Source organism: Blautia faecis (assembly GCF_027662325.1).
Classification (GTDB): domain Bacteria; phylum Bacillota; class Clostridia; order Lachnospirales; family Lachnospiraceae; genus Blautia_A; species Blautia_A faecis.
Map to the genome: position 1 here is coordinate 109682 of NZ_JAQDKY010000001.1, position 22886 is coordinate 132567.

The 22886-nt window shown below is 41.2% G+C and carries 21 protein-coding genes and 1 pseudogene; 3 read left to right on the top strand and 19 right to left on the bottom strand.

Annotated elements, in window-relative coordinates; translation table 11 throughout:
- Positions 1 to 108 precede the first annotated feature (108 nt).
- Positions 109 to 2520: a glycoside hydrolase family 3 protein gene (locus PGQ38_RS00420; protein ID WP_270430493.1), complete on the top strand. Its 2412-nt coding sequence runs from the start codon at positions 109 to 111 to the stop codon at positions 2518 to 2520.
- A gap of 132 nt (positions 2521 to 2652) precedes the next feature.
- On the opposite strand, the gene PGQ38_RS00425 is transcribed toward PGQ38_RS00420, so the two are convergent.
- The 5 genes from PGQ38_RS00425 to PGQ38_RS00445 are packed head-to-tail and all read right to left on the bottom strand — an operon-like array spanning position 2653 to position 7731.
- Complete coding sequence (locus PGQ38_RS00425; RefSeq protein WP_118577609.1) at positions 2653 to 3291, bottom strand: bifunctional 4-hydroxy-2-oxoglutarate aldolase/2-dehydro-3-deoxy-phosphogluconate aldolase; 639 nt, start codon at positions 3289 to 3291, stop codon at positions 2653 to 2655.
- A gap of 15 nt (positions 3292 to 3306) precedes the next feature.
- Positions 3307 to 4359 carry a sugar kinase gene (locus PGQ38_RS00430; protein ID WP_270430496.1) on the bottom strand — a complete coding sequence of 351 codons (1053 nt, stop codon included), beginning with the start codon at positions 4357 to 4359 and terminating at the stop codon, positions 3307 to 3309.
- A gap of 2 nt (positions 4360 to 4361) precedes the next feature.
- A complete protein-coding gene (gene ilvD, locus PGQ38_RS00435) occupies positions 4362 to 6107 on the bottom strand; it encodes a dihydroxy-acid dehydratase (protein ID WP_270413074.1) in 1746 nt (581 codons plus the stop codon).
- 18 nt (positions 6108 to 6125) lie between these two features.
- Positions 6126 to 6362 carry an HPr family phosphocarrier protein gene (locus tag PGQ38_RS00440; protein ID WP_270430497.1) on the bottom strand — a complete coding sequence of 79 codons (237 nt, stop codon included), beginning with the start codon at positions 6360 to 6362 and terminating at the stop codon, positions 6126 to 6128.
- A gap of 13 nt (positions 6363 to 6375) precedes the next feature.
- A complete protein-coding gene (locus PGQ38_RS00445; protein ID WP_270430498.1) occupies positions 6376 to 7731 on the bottom strand; it encodes a GntP family permease in 1356 nt (451 codons plus the stop codon).
- A 280-nt stretch (positions 7732 to 8011) separates the two neighbouring features.
- Between PGQ38_RS00445 and PGQ38_RS00450 the strand changes: the two genes are divergently transcribed.
- A complete protein-coding gene (locus tag PGQ38_RS00450) occupies positions 8012 to 8701 on the top strand; it encodes a FadR/GntR family transcriptional regulator (RefSeq protein ID WP_270430500.1) in 690 nt (229 codons plus the stop codon).
- Between the two features lie 21 nt (positions 8702 to 8722).
- On the top strand, positions 8723 to 8806 hold the full coding sequence (locus PGQ38_RS20325; RefSeq protein WP_416386267.1) for a DUF6783 domain-containing protein: 84 nt from the start codon (positions 8723 to 8725) through the stop codon (positions 8804 to 8806).
- Positions 8807 to 8812: 6 nt separating this feature from the next.
- On the opposite strand, the gene PGQ38_RS00455 is transcribed toward PGQ38_RS20325, so the two are convergent.
- The 14 genes and pseudogenes from PGQ38_RS00455 to PGQ38_RS00520 all read right to left on the bottom strand — a co-directional run bounded on the left by PGQ38_RS00455 (position 8813) and on the right by PGQ38_RS00520 (position 22633).
- Complete coding sequence (locus PGQ38_RS00455) at positions 8813 to 8953, bottom strand: HAD family hydrolase (protein WP_243243830.1); 141 nt, start codon at positions 8951 to 8953, stop codon at positions 8813 to 8815.
- An 11-nt stretch (positions 8954 to 8964) separates the two neighbouring features.
- Positions 8965 to 9775 (bottom strand): annotated as a pseudogene (locus PGQ38_RS00460) (IS256 family transposase); the annotation flags it as partial.
- A gap of 174 nt (positions 9776 to 9949) precedes the next feature.
- A complete protein-coding gene (locus tag PGQ38_RS00465; RefSeq protein WP_118577616.1) occupies positions 9950 to 10822 on the bottom strand; it encodes a YitT family protein in 873 nt (290 codons plus the stop codon).
- A gap of 61 nt (positions 10823 to 10883) precedes the next feature.
- On the bottom strand, positions 10884 to 11636 hold the full coding sequence (locus PGQ38_RS00470) for a GntR family transcriptional regulator (protein WP_173681746.1): 753 nt from the start codon (positions 11634 to 11636) through the stop codon (positions 10884 to 10886).
- Positions 11637 to 11815: 179 nt separating this feature from the next.
- On the bottom strand, positions 11816 to 12796 hold the full coding sequence (locus PGQ38_RS00475) for an SIS domain-containing protein (RefSeq protein WP_118577618.1): 981 nt from the start codon (positions 12794 to 12796) through the stop codon (positions 11816 to 11818).
- Positions 12797 to 12834: 38 nt separating this feature from the next.
- Positions 12835 to 13827 carry an SIS domain-containing protein gene (locus PGQ38_RS00480; RefSeq protein ID WP_270430501.1) on the bottom strand — a complete coding sequence of 331 codons (993 nt, stop codon included), beginning with the start codon at positions 13825 to 13827 and terminating at the stop codon, positions 12835 to 12837.
- 30 nt (positions 13828 to 13857) lie between these two features.
- A complete protein-coding gene (locus tag PGQ38_RS00485; RefSeq protein ID WP_195379557.1) occupies positions 13858 to 14727 on the bottom strand; it encodes a PfkB family carbohydrate kinase in 870 nt (289 codons plus the stop codon).
- 4 nt (positions 14728 to 14731) lie between these two features.
- Positions 14732 to 15379, bottom strand: coding sequence for a carbohydrate ABC transporter permease (locus tag PGQ38_RS00490; RefSeq protein WP_202187643.1), 648 nt, complete (start codon positions 15377 to 15379; stop codon positions 14732 to 14734).
- Between the two features lie 185 nt (positions 15380 to 15564).
- Positions 15565 to 16455 (bottom strand): carbohydrate ABC transporter permease, encoded by an 891-nt coding sequence (locus PGQ38_RS00495; protein WP_118577622.1) that lies wholly within the window; start codon positions 16453 to 16455, stop codon positions 15565 to 15567.
- 59 nt (positions 16456 to 16514) lie between these two features.
- Positions 16515 to 17822, bottom strand: coding sequence for an ABC transporter substrate-binding protein (locus PGQ38_RS00500; RefSeq protein WP_118577623.1), 1308 nt, complete (start codon positions 17820 to 17822; stop codon positions 16515 to 16517).
- A gap of 289 nt (positions 17823 to 18111) precedes the next feature.
- Positions 18112 to 19500, bottom strand: a complete 1389-nt coding sequence (locus tag PGQ38_RS00505; RefSeq protein ID WP_270430503.1) for a glycoside hydrolase family 32 protein — start codon at positions 19498 to 19500, stop codon at positions 18112 to 18114.
- Between the two features lie 83 nt (positions 19501 to 19583).
- Positions 19584 to 20429, bottom strand: coding sequence for a carbohydrate ABC transporter permease (locus tag PGQ38_RS00510; protein WP_195589307.1), 846 nt, complete (start codon positions 20427 to 20429; stop codon positions 19584 to 19586).
- Positions 20426 to 21307, bottom strand: coding sequence for a carbohydrate ABC transporter permease (locus tag PGQ38_RS00515; protein WP_195589309.1), 882 nt, complete (start codon positions 21305 to 21307; stop codon positions 20426 to 20428). The genes PGQ38_RS00510 and PGQ38_RS00515 overlap by 4 nt, the downstream gene beginning before the upstream one ends.
- 24 nt (positions 21308 to 21331) lie before the next feature.
- Entirely contained in the window at positions 21332 to 22633 is a 1302-nt protein-coding gene (locus PGQ38_RS00520; protein ID WP_270430505.1) for an ABC transporter substrate-binding protein, read from the bottom strand.
- Positions 22634 to 22886 lie beyond the last annotated feature (253 nt).

Sequence of the window (22886 nt, forward strand, 5' to 3'; positions counted from 1 at the left end):
ATAAACCATCTAGTACACCACCGCTTTTTCCAGTACAATAGCAATATCAAGGCAACTACACGAAAAAACTTTCTAATTATAAATTTATCTACAGGAGGACATCCCACAATGAACAAATGGACCAGAGTTAAATTCCAGCCAAACCTTCCCCTTAAGGAAAGCAGCCGTGTTACCGCAAGCAAAGAACATATCCTTCTTTCCAAAGAAGCCGCCAAGGAAGGTATGGTTCTTTTAAAAAATGAGAAAAATCTGCTTCCTCTTGTTGAGGGCACACGCATCGCCCTTTTCGGCAAGGGCAGCTTCGACTATGTAAAAGGCGGCGGCGGAAGCGGTGATGTTATGGTTTCTTATGTACACAACCTTTACGACGGGCTGAAAATGCAGGAAGGCGCCGTTCAGATCTATGAGCCATTATCCGCATTTTACCGCACCGATATCCAGCACCAGTATGAAAAGGGTGCCGCACCAGGAATGACGGTAGAGCCAGAGCTTTCCCCAGAACTTGCTGACGGCGCAAAAGCATTTGCTGACGTTGCTGTTGTTGTGATCAGCCGTTTCTCCGGCGAAGGCTGGGATCGTTCCAGCATTGAATGCAACAACGAATTTAATCCATGGGATACGGAAACCACCATGCCGAAAATTTCCGGCGAAATTTTCCCGGATGGCGACTTCTATCTCACTGCCCGTGAGAAAGAAATGCTTTCCATGGTAAAAGAGCGCTTCGATGATATCGTGGTAGTTCTCAACATCGGCGGAATCATGGATCTTTCCTGGGTAAAAAATGACGACCGGATTTCCTCCGCTCTTCTTGGATGGCAGGGAGGCATGGAAGGCGGACTTGCCATGGCGGAGCTTCTCACCGGCAAAGGAAATCCTTCCGGTAAGCTGGCTGACACTTTTGCCGCAGACGTAAATGATTATCCATCCACTGCCAACTTCCATGAGTCTTTTGATTATGTAAACTATACGGAAGATATTTATGTAGGCTACCGCTATTTTGAAACTCTTCCAGGGGCACAGGAAAAAGTAATCTATCCATTTGGATATGGACGTTCCTACACCACCTTTGGCCTGGACACCATCGCTATGTGGGAAACAGAGAATCAGATTTTTGCTGAAGTTCAGGTGACCAACACCGGTAACCTGGCTGGAAAAGAAGTTGTCCAGATTTATTTCGAAGCTCCACAGGGACTTCTGAAGAAACCAGCCCGCCAGCTTGCCGCTTTTGCAAAAACCCGTCTTCTTCAGCCAGGCGAGACACAGCAGATCCGCCTTTCCTTTGCAAAGGCTGACATGGCTTCCTACGATGACCTTGGAAAGATCAAGAAATCCGCATATATTCTGGAAAAAGGTACTTATAAGTTCTATATTGGAACTTCTGTGCGCGACACCAAGGAGAGCATCCTGACAATGGAACTGGCTGAAAATGTAATCACAAAGCAGCTGACAGCTCATCTTGTTCCAACCAGCCTGAAAGAGCGTATGCTCTCTGACGGCAGTTTTGAGGAGCTTCCACAGTCTGCATGCAATGACATGAACGAATGCGTATTTGAGAAAATGGAGCCGGGCACTGAGGAAGGTATTACCCCTGCAGTCCGCTGCTGTGCACGTGGCACACTTTTCGACAACTTTGGCAGAAAGCAGTTTATTGATGTAGCAGAAGGCAGGCTTTCCCTGGATGATTTTATGGCACAGTTAAGCGATGACGATCTGATTCATCTTCTTGGAGGACAGCCAAACGTAGGTGTTTCCAATACCTTCGGTTTTGGAAATCTTCCGGATTACGGCGTTCCATCCATTATGACAGCAGACGGTCCAGCCGGACTTCGTATCAGCGGGGAATGCAGCATGAACACAACAGCATGGCCTTGCGCGACACTTCTTGCATGCACCTGGAACCCGGCTCTTGTTCAGCAGGTTGGACAGGCTGGTGCCGAAGAAGTGAAGGAGAACAATCTTGCTGTATGGCTTACCCCAGCAGTAAATATCCACAGAAATCCTCTTTGCGGAAGAAACTTCGAGTACTATTCCGAGGATCCGCTGATTGCCGGAAAGATGGGCGCAGCTATGGTAAAAGGTATCCAGTCCCAGCACATTGCAGCTTCTGTGAAGCATTTCGCAGCAAATAACAAAGAGACCAACAGAAAGCACAGCGATTCCCGTGTTTCCGAGCGTGCACTTCGTGAGATCTATCTGAAAGGTTTCGAGATCATTGTAAAAGAGGCACAGCCATGGACCATCATGTCCTCCTACAATGCAATCAATGGTCACCGCGCTTCTGAGAATCGCGAGCTTCTGGAAGATGTTCTCCGCGGCGAGTGGGGCTTCAAGGGCATGGTTACAACTGACTGGTGGACAAGAGCTGAACATTACAAAGAAATCAAGGCCGGAAATGACGTAAAAATGGGAACCGGTTTCCCCGAGCGTGTGAAAAAGGCCATGGAAATGGGACAGCTTGGCCGCCCGGAATTAGAGCACTGTGCAAGACGGGTGCTGGAGCTGATTCTGAAGATTGACTGATATAAGATGATACCAGTGTCAAAAGACCTTTTGATACTCATTTCATAAGATTACACATATTCACAAAAACAGGGCCCTGCTTTCATGCAGGATCCTGTTTTTTGTGAATATGAATATGTGTAATACCTCCGATTATTTTCGGATGGAATCAACCAGTTTTCGTGCTTCTGCTGTCAGGTCTCTGATCTTGTCAAATTCTCCGTTTTTTACAAGCTCTCCTTTTACCATCCAGCTTCCGCCGCAGCATATAATTTTGTCGAAAGAAAGATAATCTTCCAGATTTTTTGCATTGATACCGCCAGTGGGCATAAACTTAATTCCCACATAAGGTGCGGCCATAGCCTTGATCATGGCAACTCCGCCTGCCGGTTCTGCAGGGAAAAATTTTACAACCTTAAGGCCTCTTTTTACTGCCTGTGCGACCTCAGACGGTGTGATGCAGCCTGGAAAAACAGGAATTTCTTTTTCCAGACAGTAATCTACGATCTCCGGATCAAATCCAGGGCTTACAATAAACTTCGCACCGGCTGCAACAGCTGCATCTACCTGCTCTCTGGTAAGAACGGTTCCTGCTCCTACAAGCATCTCCGGAAACTGTTCTGTCATCAGACGGATAGATTCTTCAGCTGCCTCTGTACGGAAAGTTACCTCTGCACATGGAAGTCCACCTTCAACAAGTGCCTTGGCAAGGGGTACTGCATCTTTTGTATCTTCCAGCACAACTACCGGAACAACACCAAGCTTCTGAAACTTTTCTGCTATATCCATCATTTGAATTTCCTTTCGTTATCTTTTTATATCAAAATTCATTTCCATCACATGTCTGATCAGGGAAACATCATCTGTAATATTTCCGTCACCATGAATGGTATGCTTCACTGCACTGGCTGCAACACCAAAGTTCACAATATCCTCCGGTGTATATTCATTCATCAGTGCATAAATAATACCGCTTACAAATGCATCTCCACCTCCAACACGGTCAAGAATATGGAAGGTAAGCCGTTTGCTTTCATAAATCTTTCCGTTTAACCAGAGATAAGCCATAAGGCTGTTCTCACTGCAGCTGTGTGCAAAACGCACATGTCTTGCAATGCATTTGATATTCGGATATCTCTCTGCAAAGGCCCTGAAGACTTTTTCCTGCTGTTCACGGTCCGGCTGGAAGGGAACACCATCCTTTACATCACCTGCTGTATGATCTTCTTCATTTTTCCAGATATGGTAAGGCTCAATTCCAAAGAGAACATCTACGTATGGAAGGCAGAGGGTACAGAAATCTCTTGCTTCCTCCCAGTTCCACAATGTACTTCTGAAATTTCCGTCAAAGCTGACGGTCATGCCATTCTCCTTTGCTGTTTTCAGGCAGGTCAGGATCAGTTCACTGCAGCTTTTTCCAAGTGCCGGAGTGATTCCGCTCAGATGAAGCCAGGTGTATCCTTCCAGAAGTTTCTTCACATCTGTTTTGCTGAAATCATACTCTGAAAAAGCACTGTGTTTTCTGTCATAAACGACTTTACTCGGGCGGATTCCGTAACCCGTCTCCAGATAATAGGTTCCAAGCCGATGTGTCGGTGTCTCTTCTTCTGTTGAATAAACTACGCTGTCGCAATTTACGTCATTGCTTCGCAGCATACGTACAGCACTTTTTCCAAGACTGTTTCCCGGAACTACTGTAAAGAATGAGGCATCTACTCCAAGATTTGCAAGGGAGAGGGCCACATTGGCCTCACTTCCCCCATATCTTGCCTCAAAAGATGTTGCTGTTCTGATTTTTTCATAATCCGGCGGAGTCAGGCGAAGCATGATCTCGCCGATGGTAATAAATTTATGCTTCATAATCAATACTCCAGATAAGCTCCCTTCATTGGACTTGCAGCATGCTGGCTGAAAAGTCTCAGGACACCTTTTTTGTATTTCATTTCACGTGGTTTCCAATTTTTACGTCTTTCTGCAAGAATCTGGTCAATTTCCTCCATAGACTTGCGTTCTCCTGCGATTCCGATGATGTTCAGTTTTCTTTCCATAACATCGATTTCGATAAGGTCTCCTTCTTCCACAAGAGCGATCGGGCCTCCATCAACAGCCTCCGGGCTGCAGTGTCCGATAACCGGACCGGTAGATGCTCCTGAGAAACGTCCGTCTGTGATCAGAGCAATGCTCTTTCCAAGTTCCTTATCACTGCTGATTGCCTCAGAAGTGTAGAACATTTCCGGCATTCCGCTTCCCTTCGGTCCCTCGTAACGGATGAAGACTGCGTCACCCTTCTGAACCTTATGTTTCAGAACTGCATCCAGACATTCTTCTTCGCTGTCAAATGGTCTTGCGCGGAGAACAGATTTAAACATTTCCTTCGGGCATGCAGTGTGTTTGATCACGGCACCTTCCGGAGCAAGGTTTCCACGAAGGACTGCAATGCTTCCATCTGTTCCGATTGCTTTGTCATATGGACGGATGATGTCTTCCTTCGTAACATTTACATTGTAACGTTTGTTAAACTCCTGAAGCCATTTATCACATTTTTCATAGAATCCGTTGTTCTTCAGTTCTTCCAGGTTTTCTCCTAATGTCTTTCCTGTAACAGTCATGACATCCAGGTGAAGATGCTCTTTGATCTCTTCCATGATTGCCGGTACACCACCTGCATAATAGAAGCACTCTGCAGGCCAGCGACCTGCCGGACGTACATCCAGAAGATATCTTGCATTTCTGTGCAGCTTGTCAAATGTATCACCAGTGATCTCAATGCCAAATTCATGAGCGATTGCCGGAATATGAAGCAGGCAGTTGGTGCTTCCTGAAATTGCAGCATGGACAAGGATTGCATTCTCAAAGCTGTTCATAGTTACAATGTCAGAAGGACGCATGTTTTCCATCTGAGCAATTCTCACTGCCTGTCTTCCTGCCTCTCTTGCAAAGTCAAGAAGGTCAGGGCTGGTTGCAGGCATCAGGGCTGTGCCTGGAAGTGCAAGTCCTAGTGCCTCTGCCATAATCTGCATGGTAGATGCAGTTCCGATAAAGGAACATGCGCCACAGCTTGGGCACGCATTGCATTTTGCCCAGTCAAGCTTCTCTTCATCAATTTCGCCACGCTCAAATTTTGCGCTGTACATTCCAAGCTGCTCCAGGGTCAGCATTTCCGGTCCGGCATTCATGGTTCCACCTGGAACAAATACGGAAGGAATGTTTACTCTGGCAAGTCCCATCAGATTTCCCGGAACACCTTTGTCACAGCTTGAAAGGTATACACCTGCGTCAAAAGGAGTAGCATTTGCATGGATCTCGATCATATTGGCGATCATCTCACGGCTGGCCAGACTGTAGTTGATTCCATCTGTTCCCTGGCTTTCACCGTCGCAGATATCGGTACAGTTATAACGTGCTCCGAAACCGCCTTCTTCTGCGATTCCTTTGCGGACTTCTTCTACAAGGATATTCAAATGTCCGCTTCCCGGATGGCTGTCACCATAGGTGCTTTCAACCATAACCTGGACTTTTCCAAGATCTTCTTTTGTCCAGCCTGTTCCAATGCGCAGCGGATCAAGCTCCGGTGCAAGTTTTCTCATTTCCTGACTTTTTAACTGCATGATTTTTTCCTCCATTTTTTATTCTCTGATAAGCTTTAAACTTTCCAGTGCTTTCCTGAGTTTCTCTTCGTCCTCTTCTTCTGCTCCAAGTTCTACATCATCAAATGTGGGAAGACTGAACACCCCCAGCATTGATTTCGCATCTACAATATATCTTCCACAGATCAGATCTACATTTTTCTCACATCCTGATGCAGCCTGCACCAGATGCTTGGCATCACACATATCTCTTAAATAAACCGGTATCTTTATCATTGCGTCCTGCCTCCTATGCAAAGATTGAAACAATAAAGCTTACAATAAGTGCCGTAACACCGATCAGTGTCTCCATGATCGTCCAGGATTTCAGTGTTGTCTTTTCGTCAATCTCAAGGAATGAGGTTACCAGCCAGAAGCCTGCATCATTCACATGGCTCAGTGCAGTTGCGCCACCACAGATTGCACAGCACATAGCAGCTCTGTAAATCATGCTGGTATCCATTACAGCCGGCATGGTCGCCATGATTCCGGATGCCATTGTCATCGCTACAATCGAACTTCCTACAGAAGCTCTGACCAGAAGGGCAATGAGAAATGCGATCAGGATCAATGGAAGTCCACTCTTCTCCAGCACCGGTCCGATAATATTTCCAAGGCCGGAATCCTGAAGCATCCATCGGATCACTCCACCGCTGGCAATGACCAGAAGAATCATACCTACCGGTCTGAGTGAATGATCCAGGATTTTCTTTAACTGGGCTCCTGTAAATCCTCGTTTGATTCCAAGGAAGTACATAGATGCCAGCGTTGCAATGGTTAATGCAAGGAATGGTTTTCCTATGAATCCCAGAACATCCTTTACTCCTTCCGGAAGCGGCATATACTTGGATAACGTGCTGAGAAGAATCAGAACCAGTGGAATCAGTATCACCCCTAAGACCAGTCCAAAGGGCGGAAGGTCTTTTCCATCGTCTTTAATCTCTTCCACATTTGCCGGAAGCTCTGTGTAAATCTTATTGCCAACAAAGCTTCCCCAGAAAATTCCGGAAACCATCATACAGATCAGCGCTGTCGGAACTCCTACCATGATCATGGTTCCCAGATTCACGCCAAGTGCATTTGCCACAAGTACCGAGCCAGCAGACGGCGGAACAAAAGCATAGCCACTTGCCAGACCGGAAAGAAGGGGAATCGCATAATACAGGGTGGATTTTCTGGTCTGTTTCGCAACGCTGAACACCAATGGGATCAATACCACAACACCAGCTTCAAAAAATACGGTGGTACCAATTACAAGTCCTGTAAGTCCAAGTGCCCAGCCGGCTTTTTTCTGGCCAAATTTACTGATCAATGTCTCTGCGATTCTCTGGGCTCCTCCGCTTACCTCCAGGATTCCGCCAAACATGGAACCAAGTCCTACCAGAAGCGCAATTCCCTGCAAGGTCTTTCCAACACCTTTTTCTACTGTGTCCGAGATCATCGTAAGCGGCATTCCTGCTCCCGCTCCGATGATGATAGCGGAAATCATCATTGACAGAACCGGATGAAGCTTAAATTTGATGATCAATACCAGCAGAACCACAATTCCCACCGCCGCCGCGATCATCAGTCTCATTGGATCCGCCGCAAAAGTTGTTTCTTCCATTTTTCTTTTTACCTCCTTAATTCATCTGATATTTTGCCTTCTTCCTATGAATTCGTCTGACCTATTTAGTCGTTTTTATGTTTTTTACGTTGTTTAATGTCTTTTTTCTTGGAATTCATCTGATGTATTTATCATATATTCAATTCACTAAAAATGCAATACTGGAATTTTATCTAAAATTATATATCTGTTTTTGTATATTTTATCATTTTGACATTGAATCAAAAAAACCTTATCATAAAAAGTAAGAATTATAACTATCAGAAACGGAGCAAATCATATGATGAATTTGTTATCAGAAGAAAAAAGCCTTCCCCAAAAAATATCAGAGGATATTATTGCATTTATTTTAGAAGAAAACTTACAGCCAGGAGATAAATTACCGAATGAAACCATTCTTTCTGAGCGTCTGAATGCAGGAAGAAGTTCTGTACGGGAAGCCATGAAGCTTCTCGCATCCCGAAATATTGTTACGATCCGCCAGGGCTCTGGTACCTATATTGCCTCTTCCCCCGGAATGGTGGATGACCCACTGGGCTTTACCTTTATCGGCAATAAGCAAAAGCTGATCAATGACCTTCTGGAAGTGCGCTTCCTCCTTGAGCCCCCTATTGCTGCAATGGCAGCCACACGTGCCGATAAAAAAGACATAAAAAAAATCACCGCGCTTTGCGATGAAGTAGAAGACTTATTAAAAAAACATGAAGACCATACACAAAAGGATATAGATTTTCATGCAGCCATTGCTTTGAGCAGCAAAAACGTTGTGGTTCCAAGACTGGTTCCTGTGATTAACAGCTCAATCCCTCTGTTTGTAGAGACCACCAGAGGTACACTGCTGGAAGAAACCATCGAGACCCACCGTGAGATTGCGGATGCCATTGCCGCACATGACCCGCTCCGCGCACAGGATGCCATGTATCTGCATCTGGTTTATAACCGTAAGAGAATTCAGATGATTGGAAAGTGAAACCAGAGAGCCAGAGCGTGTTTGAAAAAGGCTTTCTGCAAGATGTGCGTCACAATTTGTGGGCGATTCGCCCGGATGCAATTACACGTTTATATTGCCAGGTAGCCTTTATTACAAGGCTACCTGGCAATATCTCTCTAAAAACACAGCTGCACCATCTTCATCGCAGTCTGATGTTATCTCATCTGCTGCACACTTTACACTTTCTTTCGCATTTCCCATTGCAACTGCCATATGAACCTGTTCGAACATTTCCAGATCGTTCTCAGATCATTATAATTTACATATTTGAAAGAATTGCGTAGCATATGGATCACACATCTCTGCCTGCGGATAAACTGCCTGAATAGCTTCTTTAAAACCCGGAAGACCATCCACGCAGAAGAAAAGGACATCTTTTACTCCGCGGTTCTTAAGATCATTAAGCATCCCAAGCCAGAACTTGCTGGTTTCATTTGCGCCTACTGTGATGCTGAGGATATCTTTGTATCCCTCCACTGTAACGCCAAGAACTACATACGCAGCACGACTCAGGATCCTGCCATCCTCACGTACTTTATAATGAATACAGTCCATAAAGACAAACGGATAAACCGGGTTCAGAGGACGGGACTGCCATTCCTTAACCTGAGGAAGTATTTTGTCTGTGATCTTGCTGACCATTTCAGCTGATAGCTCAATTCCATAAAGATCCTGGAGCTGATCGTGGATGTCACGTGTACTCATACCACGGGCATATAAAGATATCACTTTTTCCTCAATCCTGGAAATATCTCTCTGGTATTTAGGTATGAGTTTTGGTTCAAACTCACCGTTACGGTATCTTGGTACGTCGATTTGAAATTCACCGTATTGACTCTTTAAGTTTTTTGTAGAATGACCATTTCTTTTATTGTCTGTCTGTAGATCTCCCTTATGGTTTTTCTCGTAGCCAAGAGTTGCATCCAGTTCTGCCTCCATCAGCTCCTGCAGGATATCCTTGAAACGGTCTTTCAGAAGCGTGTATATATCTGCAACGCTATTAATGTTGTTTTCTGAGATGATCTGTCGAATTTGTTCTTTTGCAACTGCCATAAAAAATACAAACTATTTTACACTACCTGAGACTTTGATTAGTGCGACAGCTCTTTTTAAAATCATATTCCAACATCGCTTCTGAATTATCCATCATTTTATTCAGAGTTCCTCATTCGGGAAGCTTCACATTATTCTTTTCCTGACATAACATTGCCAAATAACACTGTATTCTTAATTAACAACACCAGGTTCAATAAACCCCTCCCCCAGTACCTCATTTGAATCCATAATGACAACAAAAGCTTCAGGATCTATCAACAATACATTTTTTCGAATAATATACAATTCTTTATTATTACAAGCACAAAGCACTATTTTCTTATGATTATGTGTATAACTGCCTTCCGCCCAAAGAAATGTTGCCCCTCTTCCTACTTTTTGTGCAATCATCTGAGCAATTTGTTCTGGATAATGCGAAATAATCATCGTCATTTTTCCTGCTGAAAATCCATTCATTACTTTATCTATAACTACCGATATTAAGAAAGTAATTAAAATTCCAAACAAAAGACTGTCTGCACTTTTTGACACTAGGCATACTCCCAAAATAATAACTGACGAATCAAGAATCAATGTTAATGAACCTAAAGAAAGATGTGGAAATTTTTTTCGCACAAGCATAATCATAAAATCAGTCCCACCGCTTGATGCATTTCTTGTATACATTAGAGCATAACCAATTCCTGATAAAGTCGCTGTACACAAAACTGCCAGAAGCGTTTCTCCAGTATATCTTGGAAACAATGGTGCAATATAATCTGTAAAAAAAGCAACACTTGCAATACACAGTATAGACTTTTCCAAAAATTCCCGTCCTAGTATTTTCCATGAAATAAGAGCCATCGGTATATTTAAGCAAACCACAGTCATACCTATAGGAATCCCAAATAAATGATAACCTATCAACCCTATCCCAGTAAACCCAACCATAGGAAAAGAAAATGCCGATGCAAAATTATATGTTGCAATACCAATCAGAAAACCAGAGAGTAAAAAAATCCCCAGATCCTCTAATTTTTTTTTAACCTTTTTCTCTAATTTCATTACAAGCCTCCACGTATTCTAAAAGAGCCGGAAACCACATTCAAGGCTTCCGGCTTTTTGTTTAATTACTGTTCACATGCTTTACCACATTCATTCGCGGACTGATATATTTAAATTTATCACCTCGCAGCACTGACTTGGTTCGATGGAAGGGCTTATCATATTGATCATACACAATTTCTTCCATCAATAAACAAGGTGTCCCTGTTTTTACTTTCAACTCCGCTGCTTCTTCTGGCGTAGCCTCGCACACACTAATTTCCATCACTGAGTTTCCAGACTGCAGTCCATACTTTTCAAGAAGGATCTGATACAAAGATGCATTATTCAAATCTTCTACAAGTATATTTTTCAAATGTCCTGGAAAATAAAGCTTTTCCAGCATAACAGGTACATCATCTGCTGTTCGCACACGCTCTACCAAAATAACCATTTCACCATTTTCTAATTTTAACTGCTGCCGATCTCTGTCTTTTGCCTCCTGAAGTGTGCATTTTAACGTCTTGCCTCCTGGAACTTTGCCATTACGTTTACAGAGATTGGTAAAACTATTTGGGCTTGAAAGATCCTCTGTCATCTTTTCTTCCTGCACAAATGTTCCTTTTCCCTGTTTTTTCGCCAGAACGCCCTCTTCCACCAGTTCAGCAAGTGCTTTCCGAACAGTCATTCGACTAATTTGATATTTTTCACTTAATTCCAATTCTGTCGGAATTTTCTGATTTGCTTTATAAATTCCCTCTTTAATTTCCTGAAGAAGCAAGTCCTTCAACTGTTTATATAGCGGAACAATACTCTGCGGATCTAATTCGTTCATAATGCACCTCATTCATCTGTATATGTCTCTAAACATATACGCTTTTATTTTATATTATATAATCTTTTTTCCGATCCAGCAAGCTTTCTAAGTATATTCCTCTAAAAGTTACCAGCGTTAGATATTTCAACTTCATCTGGGCTATCGTATTTCAAGCCAGTTCTATACCATTTTCCCAATCAATAAGGAACATGCCACATATATCGGCGTACATATACGGAATGATTACGAGCATCTGCAAGACGGTGGCTGTATCTGCTCAGTACTCCGGTAAATACCAGCGGGCTTAAATACTCTGCAACTGTTGGGCCGAGTATATCAATACCAAACTCTTTACCATCCAACACTGTGATGCGTTTTCCATATTTTTTCAAGAAATCAACAGCTCTTTCATCCATTTCTCTTTCTCTTCCTACCCCCACAAGTACAAGAAATGGAACTTCCTTATCTACAACTTCAAATGGTCCATGGAAGAACTCTCCACTGTGAATTGGATTTGAGTGAATCCACTGGCACTCCATTAAAATACATGTAGTTGTTGTATACGCTACGTTATAATTTGCGCCTGTGGCCATAACATGAAGCACTTTATCATCTTTATGTTCTTCTGCAAATCGGATAGCACCCGGCTCTGCATATTCGCGTGCTTTTTTAATCACATCGTCCAGTATATCAAAACCATGCTGCATGTCATCATAGTGCTCATATCCTTCCGCCTGCTGCAAAAGTTCCACCGCAAAACGCAGAGCTACTGCCATAGAACATGTGGAGTACTGATACTTCGGCTCATCACCATTAAAGAATACATAGTCTCCCTGCTCTGCAAGTGGAGAATCCTTCTTACCTACAATTGTAATAGACACTGCTCCCTTTTCTTTTGCTGCTTTTGCAGCTGCAACAGCCTCTGGTGTAGTTCCGCTTGCAGACAAGGTAACTACAATACAATTTTCGTCAAAAGCCTTAGGTGGACAAAGTACAAACTCTTTTGCAGTATACACATGACTATCTATTGTTGCTGACTCACACTTTAAGAAAAAGTCAGCAGTTGTTAATCCTGCTTTAGAACCACCGCAGGCAGCGAAGTAAATCGCATGAATACCTCCATTTTCCTTTCTTGAATCCAGAATTTCTTTTACGACTGCTTTATAATCAATTTTCATAATATGACCTCCTCAGTTTTATTGTTTTATCTTTCACATCAATAATCCAGTTTGTGATAATATCTTCTGATTTCCATTGGATGTTTTCTTACATTTTCCAAATGGACATTAATACGCGCATAAATAGCAGCCATTACCATTGGTGTCAAAAGTTCTCTGAATGTGTCATCTATTCCAGGTGTATGATATTCTTTTGTATCAAATACTGTAATATTATCGCAGATTCTAGGTAAGAAACGTTCTACACGTTCTGCTTGAGCTCTGCCATGATCTTCCCCTTTAAACAGAGTTACATTCGTATCTTTTTCAATAATTTCAAGTGTACCATGGAAAAAGTCTGCACAGGAAATAGATTTTGTACGCATCCACAGCATCTCTTCCATGTAGCACATAGCGTAGCTATAAGCTGCACCTTTTAACATTCCTCCACCAACAACATAGTGCATACTGTCCTCACCATGTTTTTCTGCAAATTCTTCTGTTTTTTTATCCGCTTCTTTCTGCACATTAATTAATGCATCCCCTAATGATTCAGCCTGCTGATAAAAGAGATCATACAATTCGAACTCTCCCTTTTCTTTCATAAACGCCAGCATAATCACAAGTAGCTTCAGATAAGCTCCACCTTTGCATGAAAACAAAATTTCAGTTTCTTTTGCCAGAGGAGAGTCTTTTTCATCCACAAATCCCAAAATTGTGGCTCCTTTTTCCTTGCCATAGCGCACAGCATCTGTCATTTCCGGAGTATTTCCTGTAGCCGATGTGATCACCATAACAGACTTTTCTCCAAGCTTTGTATTTCCTTCAGCTGTCAGATCCGCTGCATTTTCAAGATATATTTCAATTTTGGAATGTCCTTTAAGGTAAGACATTAATTCTTCTGCAACTGCATATGTACCGCCAATACCTACGAGAAAAATATTGTCATAACCTTTCTCGCAAATTTTTTTCACAGCACCTTCCACATCTTTGCGCAGTGCAAGTGTCTCTTCTACATCTTTTTTGATTGCATCCTCATTAAACTTAAGCATTTTTTCCTCCTTTTATTTGCATTTCATTATTTACATTTCAATAGAAAGTCCCATACCAAAAGATCCTTCTCTTAAACAGTTACGTCCTGAAAAATCTGCTGCAGCTGCAAAAGCAACTTCTATCATAGATTCTGTAATGATACCGTCTTTGGTCCATCCTTCTTTCAACAACGTTACCAAAAATGCTGCAAAGAAAGAATCTCCTGCACCCATAGTATCTACGGCTTGTATTAATTTTGCCTGTCCCTTATGGCATAGACCATCTTTTGTTACCAACAGCTGTCCACCTTTTCCCCTGGTCATCAACACATGTGCACCACCATACCCTTGTACTTTTTTGGCAAAGCTAATACACTCTTCATCCGACATATCTTCACAGGAAAACAGTGCCATATCCACCATAGCGCTTACTTGTTTCAGATATTCATCTGTACGATATTTATCTTCAGATGAAAAATCAAAGCTGATAATCGGTCCTAATGCACGTACTCTTTCAATCTGATTTTCTACATGTGCATAGCAGGAACTGTGTACAAGCTGAAATGATTCTACATAGTTCAGATCCGCACTGCTCAACATAGGTGGGTACAAACTTCCAACACCATGTTTTTCTTCAAAATAACCACTAACAAATACTCTGTCACCATCAACAATGTTGACCGCAGCCCGTCCGGATACTCCATGCTTCACAGGACAATGTGAAATATCTACATGCTTTTCTCTGGCACATTTCAGGATATGTTCTCCTATGACATCATCACCTACTGTTCCTAAAAATCCTGCTTCAGCGCCATTCTCCGCTGCATACACCGCTACATTAAATGCATTTCCTCCTGGAAACGCCATCTTTTTGTGAATATAATAATCCACACAACAATCACCCAAACCTAGTATTCTCATTTTTTTATCCTTTCACGCCTCCCTGTGCAAGCCCTCTGACAAACTGTTTTTGAAATACCAGAAAAACAACAACTACTACAGCAGCCGATATTGTCAATCCTGCAATCAAAACAGGATAATCTGTTCTTAAAGCAGTCTGCAAAGAAACCAAACCGACAGGGACTGTTTTTAACTTATCACTTTCTACAAATACCGTAGCAAACATATATTCATTCCATGCATGCATTGTGGCAAACAACGCTCCTGAAAATAATATTGGTTTGCTCATTGGTAACACAATTTTTGTAAACATTTGTATTACAGAACAACCATCCAACATAGCAGCTTCTTCCACAGATTTTGGAAGAGACAGCATATAAGAACGAAACAGCAGCACTGTAAACGGAAACTGAAATACACTATAGGAAATAATTAATCCAAGATACGTATTATACAATTTTAGTTTCTGCATAAGTTTAAACAAGGAAACCAGATTTACTTCTGGTGAAATCATCATTCCTGCCACAATCATAATAAATATGAGATTTTTCCCTTTAAACTCAAACCTGCTTAATACATAGGAGGCCAGCGAACAACAGAGCACAGTCATAATTACAGTTCCAACTGTTACAATGATACTATTAAAAAAATACTGACCAACACCATATTTCACAGCATATGCATAATTTTCCCAATGTATTTTATCTGGAAGTGACCACGGTGAAGACAAAAACTCCGTATTGTTTTTCACACTAGAAATCAACATCCATACAAGTGGTAATATAATAGCAACTGCAAACAGACAAAAGAACAGAAACACCAGTATTTTACCAATGGAAGAATACCATCGATTATATTTCATTGTTCTGCCTCCTCTCCTGTTCTGGATAGCTTCATTTGTATCAAAGATAATACCAACGTAATCACAAATATTACTACCGCATACGCACTTGCCACACCCATCTCATCGTTATTAAAAGCTGCCCTATACATTGCAGTGGCAAGAACCTCAGTTGCTCTTCCCGGGCCACCACCTGTCAGTATCTGTATCTCTGTAAAAATCTTATAGCTTCCAATTGTTGTTATAAGTGCAGTTACCAACATCGACTCTTTACTCATAGGTAACGTTATGTACCAAAATTTTTTTACTGAACTGGCACCATCTATAAGTGCGGCATCATGAATTTCCTGCGGAATCTTCTGGATGCCAATCAGATCAAGCAGCATACAATATCCAACATTTTGCCACTGGGAAATAAAGATACAACAGAAAATTGCAAGGCCAGCATCACCCAGCCAGCTGGGTGGATTTTGAACGTGGAAAACCTGTACCAATAATTGGTTCAATGGTCCTGTATTAGGGTTAAAAATACATTTCCACAAAAGACCAATAACTGACATAGAAATTAATGACGGAATAAATAACACTGTCCTGAAAAATTTCTGAAACTTTCTCATAAATATTTCTTCCAGGCAAGCTGCCATTACCATCGCCAAACCCACCTGACACACGACAGAAAGGATTGCATATATAGTATTATTGAACAGTATTCTTAAGAATCCTTTTTTCTGAAATATGGCCAAATAATTTGCTATTCCTACCCACTTCCTATCCGGTGAATAGGATACCCATTTATACAAACTACCTATAATTGTCTGTATCAGAGGATAATACACAAAAACAAGCAATCCTATAGTGACCGGTGCCAGGAACAGTACTATGATTTTTTTATTTTTATAGATACTCATTCCCGAATCTCCTTTTACTGTCCATGAGAATTATCTATTCCCATGGACAGTTAGTTCTATTATTCTTCTGAATCACCCTGCACTTCTTCTGCAATTTCCTGCACCTCGAACATCAAGTCCTCTGGTGTCACAGTTCCTGCAATTACCTCTTGCAGCCCAGGTACATAAACATCTGCAATCTTACTGTGAATATCTGCATCAAGCCAATTTGCAAACCCTGAAGCCTTACTGTAAATGTCAACTGCCTGCAAAGTCAATGCATCTGAATTTTCTTCATTATGAATTCCCTGTACAGATGCCGGACTGGATAACTGTGTGATCATCCTCTCCTGCCATGGCTTACTGGTCATAAGCTTCAGAAATTCAATGGCAATTTCCGGATTCTTACAGGATTTTGAAATCATAAATCCATCTGGTGAACCAGTTACCAGTTCCGGATCTCCATCTTCTCCCTCTGGGAATGGAATCTTAAATGCACCTGCATTAAGATTATTTTCTGCACATCGTCTGAATTCAATAGACTGCATATACGTCATAGCTGCATTTCCTGTAAGGAAATCGTTTCTTGCCACCTCAAAGTCTATAGAGTTCGTATTTTCTGTAAAATACCCTTTATCATTCAAGTCTTTTAACATATTCAATGCCTGCACATATCCCTCATCTGTAAATGTACCAGTCTTATAATTATTATCTACTGCACGTACATCACTTGGTACACACATACTGTTAAATGTGGAAATATAATGGCAAGCTGTCCAGGGATCACTGTTTCCCATAGCCAATGGCGTTATTCCTGCATCTTTAAATGTCTGGCATACATTTAAGAATTCATCATATGTAGTCGGCACCTCTACATTATATTTTTCAAATAAATCTTTGTTATAAATCATCAGCTTTGCGTCAACTCGTACCGGTACTCCATAAATTCCTTCCTCATACTGAAATGGCTCAAGCGCAGCTTGAATAAAGCTATCTTTCCACTCGGGATCCGCTTCATAGTATTCCATCAGATCCAGCGCACTTCCCGCTCTTGCAAACTTATACGCAAATTCACCGCTCCATGAAAAGAAAATATCAGGAGCATTATCTGCACCAAGCATAACCTTAAGTTTAGACTTATAATCCGGATCTCCAACATTCTCAACAACAATGTCCACATTTGGATGTGTTGACTCAAACTCTTCAGCAATGTCTTCAAAATACGGTGCCTCATCTACATTGATCCAGTTATGGAAAAGTTTTAATGTAACCTTTTCTCCACTGTCTTCCGATTTTGATGTAGCTGCATTTACGCTCGTTCCAAAACTAGCCATTGTCCCCACTACCATACATGCTGCAATTACCGTGCTTATTACTTTTCGTTTCATAAATTACCTCCTTTTAACATTTGTTTTAATGTTGTCTCGTTTTGTATGCATACATTATATGACATCTTATCTTGTATGTCAATAAGTACAATATATATTTTTGTTTTTTGTGATGTTGTTGTAATTTAGTGTGTAAAATGTATTAAATAGCGCTCATAATTGTATATTTTGTATAAATTTTCATTCGAGTCACAACAATTCTCTAACGCCACACAAAAAAGGTATCATAAGATCAGCCCCGTCTTATGATACCTAAAAAATTATTTTTCAAACACACTCTAGTAAACTATCACTTTAAACCTATAGTAACCTTACAATTTGTAACCTTCAGGCTTCCCTCTGACGCAAATAAAGATAAGCTTTCCCCTGGTCTCTTGTATGCTCGTGCATTCAATGCCACACCGTTAACATAAATAGTAGCAATTGTATCATCCACGATCATACGAATGTTATATTTCTTTCCCGGAATCAGATCAAGCGGTCTTTCCAGTCCGATGTTCTGATTTGCAGGCCATGGCCAGTTCGGTTTTTTCTCGAATACATAACGGTTCTCTGTAGTATTAAATACAAACTGATAAGATTCTGCTTTATCCTCATCCTCATAAAATCTTACACCAAACGTCCTTGTACCATCAGAGAATTCCACATCTGCTTCGAACTTGAAAATGTCACCGGTATTTCTTCCAATAACTACTTCTGAGCTCTTAGTTGGTGTATCGATTACGAAATCGTCCTTCTTTTCCTCTTTGTCAAAAGCATTCCATACTGTTTCCGGAATTCTTACACCAAGAGTGCCATCCTCTTTCTGGTATACCTCATGCGCCATGAAGGTTCCTGCCCAGATGAAGTTTTCGTCATCATCATCTTTGTCTTTCGTTGCAACCCATCCAAACAGAATTCTCTGTCCATTCAGTTCAAAAGTACGTCCTGCATAATAAGCTCTGCCGTCAAATGCATCATCCTTCGGTGCAATCCATGGACCATTCAGGCTCTTGCTCATACGGTAAACCATTTTGCTTCTGTCACTGTATTCTGTCACAATGTGATACCACCAGTCACCGATTTTAAACAGGTCTGGCATTTCATGCATGGTATAAAGATCCGGCGCCCAGAAATCACCTTCGAACTTCCAGTTTTTCAGATCCTTGGAAGTAAATTTAACAGTTCTACCGGTCTGTCTTGTTTTTGGTCCCTGCAGTCTTGTTCCAAGAACCAGTAAGTACCGGTCATTTTCCTCGTCACGAATCACCCATGGATCTCTCCAGTCATCTGAATCATAGCCTTCCTGTGGTGTAAAGGTAAGAGCATCCTGAGTTTTGTGCCAGGTAACCAGATCATCACTATATGCATGCATCAGTACCTGAGATGGTTTTCCAAGAGCCGGATAATCACGGTTGTAACCGGTGTAGAAAATATGATACTGTCCTTCTGCTTCAAAAACACTTCCTGCGAAAATAAACTGATCCTGCTCTTCATCAGTTCCTCTTGGAATTGCCACTCCACAATCTTCGTAGTGAACAAAATCAGAGGTTGTTGCTAAATCCCATCCAAATGGCTCTCCAAATGGTCCCGGTTTTCTGGTATCTCTCTGATGATATAAATAGAATTTATCTCCATGTCCGAATGGCATACAATCACCGAACCAGGTTTCGGGAAACTGATAGTATAATTTCTGCATAATAATATATTCTCCTTTTCTTTACAGGCATTCATGTATCGAATGCCTGTCCCATATGGTAAAAAAGTCCTTTTATCAATTAATTATCCTTTTACTGCGCCTCCCACGGTAAGAGAGTTTTCAATTTTGTCACTGAAACACAGGTACAGAATAATTGTAGGTATACTGGCAATCATCATTGCCGCACCCATAGCTCCCCAGCTGGTACTGTGCTGTCCCACAAACGTTGCGAGTCCTGCTGGCAAAGTTTTCAGCTCATTGCTGGAAATCATAACCGTTGGAAGAATATACTCATTCCATATTCCCAGTGTGGCAAATAAAGCACCTGAAGTGATTGCAGGTTTTACCAGTGGAAGCATAATTGAAAAAAAAGTTTTATAAATACTTGCTCCATCAATTACCGCTGCCTCTTCCAGTTCAGCAGGCAGAGCCCGAAAAGAGGATGAAATTATCATAAACGGAAATGCCAGATTAAAAGCAATATACGGCAAAATCAGCGCCCAATGAGTATTCGCAAGTCCCATGTTTTTGATAAGAACAGAAAGAGGAATCAAGCTGACCTGCAAAGGGATAAAAAGGCCGATTGAAACAAACATGGAGGCTGCTCCCTTTAACTTCCACTTCATTCTTGCTACTGCATAGGAAAATGGCAAAATCAGAATAAAAACACCAACCAATGCAATGGCAGTTGTAAGCAGACTGTTCTTAAAATATGTCATAATATCAAAGGTTGTAATTGCCTTTATATAGTTGCTCCACTGCGGATGCAAAGGAAGCCCAAAAGGATTTGAATAGAATATTTCATCGTTTGTCTTCAGCGAATAACATGTCAGATATAATAATGGGTATATGCTAAGGCAGGCAAATATCAATAATATAATTGTTTGTACCCAGGCCTTGTGAGATCTTACTTTGATTCTTTCCATCATTCATTTTCCTTCTTCTTACTCATAAGCATGTTAATAACTGCAATCGAAACCAGACACATAAACATTAGCGATACTGCTGAAGTACAGCCATATCCATATTTTCTAAGTTTGAATGCACTACGGAATGTCATATACGTCAGGCTGTATGTAGCAGTTCCAGGACCACCTTGAGTAAGCAGCTGCATCTGAGAATAAATATTAAATCCACCTGTCACAGCAAAAATCAGACAGTTTCTCAACGTATCTCTCAGCATAGGCAAAATAATATAAAAGTTTGTCTGCCATCTGGTAGCACCATCAATACGACTGGCTTCAATATAATCTGTTGGAATAGAATTTGCCGCTGAATAAATAATTACAAATTGATATCCCATGTACTGCCATGCATTTACAAATGCCACGACCAAAATTGCCACATGCTTGTCCGACAGCCATTGCTGCTGGAAATCAAGGCCTAATGCAGAGAAAATCTGATTGATCAGTCCAATTTCCGGATTTAATATTGAGGACCACAGCTGACACACTACTGTTACTGACAAGACAACTGGTATGAATAAACTGCTACGAATAAATTTTCTGCACTGAATCCTTTTATCCATAAGCACAAGCGTCAGAAACGTTCCAAGAATTACTTCAAAAACAATTAGAACTCCTGCAACCAGAAAACTGTTGCGGAAAGATGTCCAGAATATTCTGTCCTGAAAAAGTTTTATGTAGTTTGCAAGTTCGGTAAATGTTTTGGTCGTCAATCCATCCCAGTCAAAGAAACTCATGATCACAGTTTGAAAGACCGGATAAAAGGCTATCAGCCCAAAGAAGATCAGACAAGGCAGTGTAAAAATCATTATTGCTTTCTTATCTGCCATCACCTTATTCATATATATTCACCTCTGTCTATACTCTTAGTTTCCCCCAACACTGTCTACGAGATCATCAATAGACACAATTACATCATCTACATCCATTCCTGTAAGCATTTCCTGTAATAATTCTACAAAACTTGTGGCAAACTCAGCGTTTTTCAAAGTGTGTGTCCATGCAGTCTGGAAATCCATGTTCTTTAATTCTTCTGCTTCTTTTTTTGCCAGTTCCGGAACCGGAGCATTTGGTTCAATAGAAGAATCTATATTAATTACAGTTGGAATTTTGGACTGATAGATATAGTTTCCTTCTACAGTACCCTCTGCCAGAATTGAAACGATATCAGCAACAAGCTCCGGATCCTCTGTATCAGAAGAAACAGCATATCCCTCATATGTAAAGCCACCGGAAAATGCATAATAATTATCCTGCTCTTTTCCTGCATCAGCCATAGGATAGGATTCAAAATATCCTACATCATCGCCCATTTTTTCTACTAGAGAAGAAATATCCCAGTCACCGTTAATAAACATTGCTGCCTGGCCTGATGTAAACAGATTCTGTGCTGTCTCATAGTCTGTAGATGTACATCCAGCCTGGAAGAATCCCTCATTTACAAGGTCAACCATTTTTTTAATGCCCTCTGCATATCCACTATCTGATGCATGAGCCTTTCCCTCTGATAAAGCCTTTAAACCAGCTGGATTAGATTTCAGTGCAAACATATCGAAAAATGCGCCGCTCACAAAACCTTCTTTGGCAAAAAGAGCACATGGGATGATATCATCTGCTACCAGTTCTTTCGTTGCCTCAAGAAGTTCATCATAATTTTCCGGTATCTTAATGTTATTATCTTCGAATACCTTTTTATTGTAATAGAGCAGAATTGCAGAAGCTCCGGAGTCCGGGAAAATATATGTTTTTCCATCATCATAGACTTCAGTTCCCTTTGCAGATTCGGTCATTTTATCTGCATATCCGGTGTCCTTTACATACTCAGCTACATCAAGTAAGCTGCCACTTGCTGAAAGTGATTTCACATCTCCGGCATTTACATGTGCAATATCAGGCATGTCTCCTGTTGCGGCACGTGTCTTTAACGTCTGACCATCATCATTAGGATGTGCCTCAATTTCGAATGTTACATTCGGGTATTTCTCCTGAACTTTGCTGATTGCATAATCCAGAATCGGTTTCTCTGCTTCTGCATAATGTGCAAAAATTTTTAATTTCCGTTCAACATTCGTATCTGTTTCTGCATGCACATTTGCAAGTCCATAGCAGCCAAGTCCAGACAATGTAAGGACTGCCGACATCATAAAACTGATTACTCTTTTTTTCATTTCTTAATCCTCCTTTTTGATTACCTGTTGTATTTGATGTCTCTATTATCTTTGATTTCATTGACAATTTCCTGTGTTTTATAGGTTTGTTTTTGTAAAAAACAGGCTTCTTTTCTTCATCTGGAAAAAACAGGCTTCTTTTTAGAAAAAACAGGCATTTCTTTTGTTCAGCTTTAACTCTCCATACGATAATGTTATAATTCATTACAGGTTTACAGTACATGAATCCCTAAAATTATTTTGTACTTATCCT

What these genes read in the sequence shown, in the direction of transcription:
- PGQ38_RS00420 (WP_270430493.1), top strand. Translation starts at nt 109, where the DNA reads ATGAACAAATGGACCAGAGTTAAATTCCAGCCAAACCTTCCCCTTAAG.
- PGQ38_RS00425 (WP_118577609.1), bottom strand. Translation starts at nt 3,291, where the DNA reads ATGATGGATATAGCAGAAAAGTTTCAGAAGCTTGGTGTTGTTCCGGTA.
- PGQ38_RS00430 (WP_270430496.1), bottom strand. Translation starts at nt 4,359, where the DNA reads ATGAAGCATAAATTTATTACCATCGGCGAGATCATGCTTCGCCTGACT.
- ilvD (WP_270413074.1), bottom strand. Translation starts at nt 6,107, where the DNA reads ATGCAGTTAAAAAGTCAGGAAATGAGAAAACTTGCACCGGAGCTTGAT.
- PGQ38_RS00440 (WP_270430497.1), bottom strand. Translation starts at nt 6,362, where the DNA reads ATGATAAAGATACCGGTTTATTTAAGAGATATGTGTGATGCCAAGCAT.
- PGQ38_RS00445 (WP_270430498.1), bottom strand. Translation starts at nt 7,731, where the DNA reads ATGGAAGAAACAACTTTTGCGGCGGATCCAATGAGACTGATGATCGCG.
- PGQ38_RS00450 (WP_270430500.1), top strand. Translation starts at nt 8,012, where the DNA reads ATGATGAATTTGTTATCAGAAGAAAAAAGCCTTCCCCAAAAAATATCA.
- PGQ38_RS00455 (WP_243243830.1), bottom strand. Translation starts at nt 8,953, where the DNA reads ATGTTCGAACAGGTTCATATGGCAGTTGCAATGGGAAATGCGAAAGAA.
- PGQ38_RS00465 (WP_118577616.1), bottom strand. Translation starts at nt 10,822, where the DNA reads ATGAAATTAGAGAAAAAGGTTAAAAAAAAATTAGAGGATCTGGGGATT.
- PGQ38_RS00470 (WP_173681746.1), bottom strand. Translation starts at nt 11,636, where the DNA reads ATGAACGAATTAGATCCGCAGAGTATTGTTCCGCTATATAAACAGTTG.
- PGQ38_RS00475 (WP_118577618.1), bottom strand. Translation starts at nt 12,796, where the DNA reads ATGAAAATTGATTATAAAGCAGTCGTAAAAGAAATTCTGGATTCAAGA.
- PGQ38_RS00480 (WP_270430501.1), bottom strand. Translation starts at nt 13,827, where the DNA reads ATGCTTAAGTTTAATGAGGATGCAATCAAAAAAGATGTAGAAGAGACA.
- PGQ38_RS00485 (WP_195379557.1), bottom strand. Translation starts at nt 14,727, where the DNA reads ATGAGAATACTAGGTTTGGGTGATTGTTGTGTGGATTATTATATTCAC.
- PGQ38_RS00495 (WP_118577622.1), bottom strand. Translation starts at nt 16,455, where the DNA reads ATGAGTATCTATAAAAATAAAAAAATCATAGTACTGTTCCTGGCACCG.
- PGQ38_RS00500 (WP_118577623.1), bottom strand. Translation starts at nt 17,822, where the DNA reads ATGAAACGAAAAGTAATAAGCACGGTAATTGCAGCATGTATGGTAGTG.
- PGQ38_RS00505 (WP_270430503.1), bottom strand. Translation starts at nt 19,500, where the DNA reads ATGCAGAAATTATACTATCAGTTTCCCGAAACCTGGTTCGGTGATTGT.
- PGQ38_RS00510 (WP_195589307.1), bottom strand. Translation starts at nt 20,429, where the DNA reads ATGATGGAAAGAATCAAAGTAAGATCTCACAAGGCCTGGGTACAAACA.
- PGQ38_RS00515 (WP_195589309.1), bottom strand. Translation starts at nt 21,307, where the DNA reads ATGAATAAGGTGATGGCAGATAAGAAAGCAATAATGATTTTTACACTG.
- PGQ38_RS00520 (WP_270430505.1), bottom strand. Translation starts at nt 22,633, where the DNA reads ATGAAAAAAAGAGTAATCAGTTTTATGATGTCGGCAGTCCTTACATTG.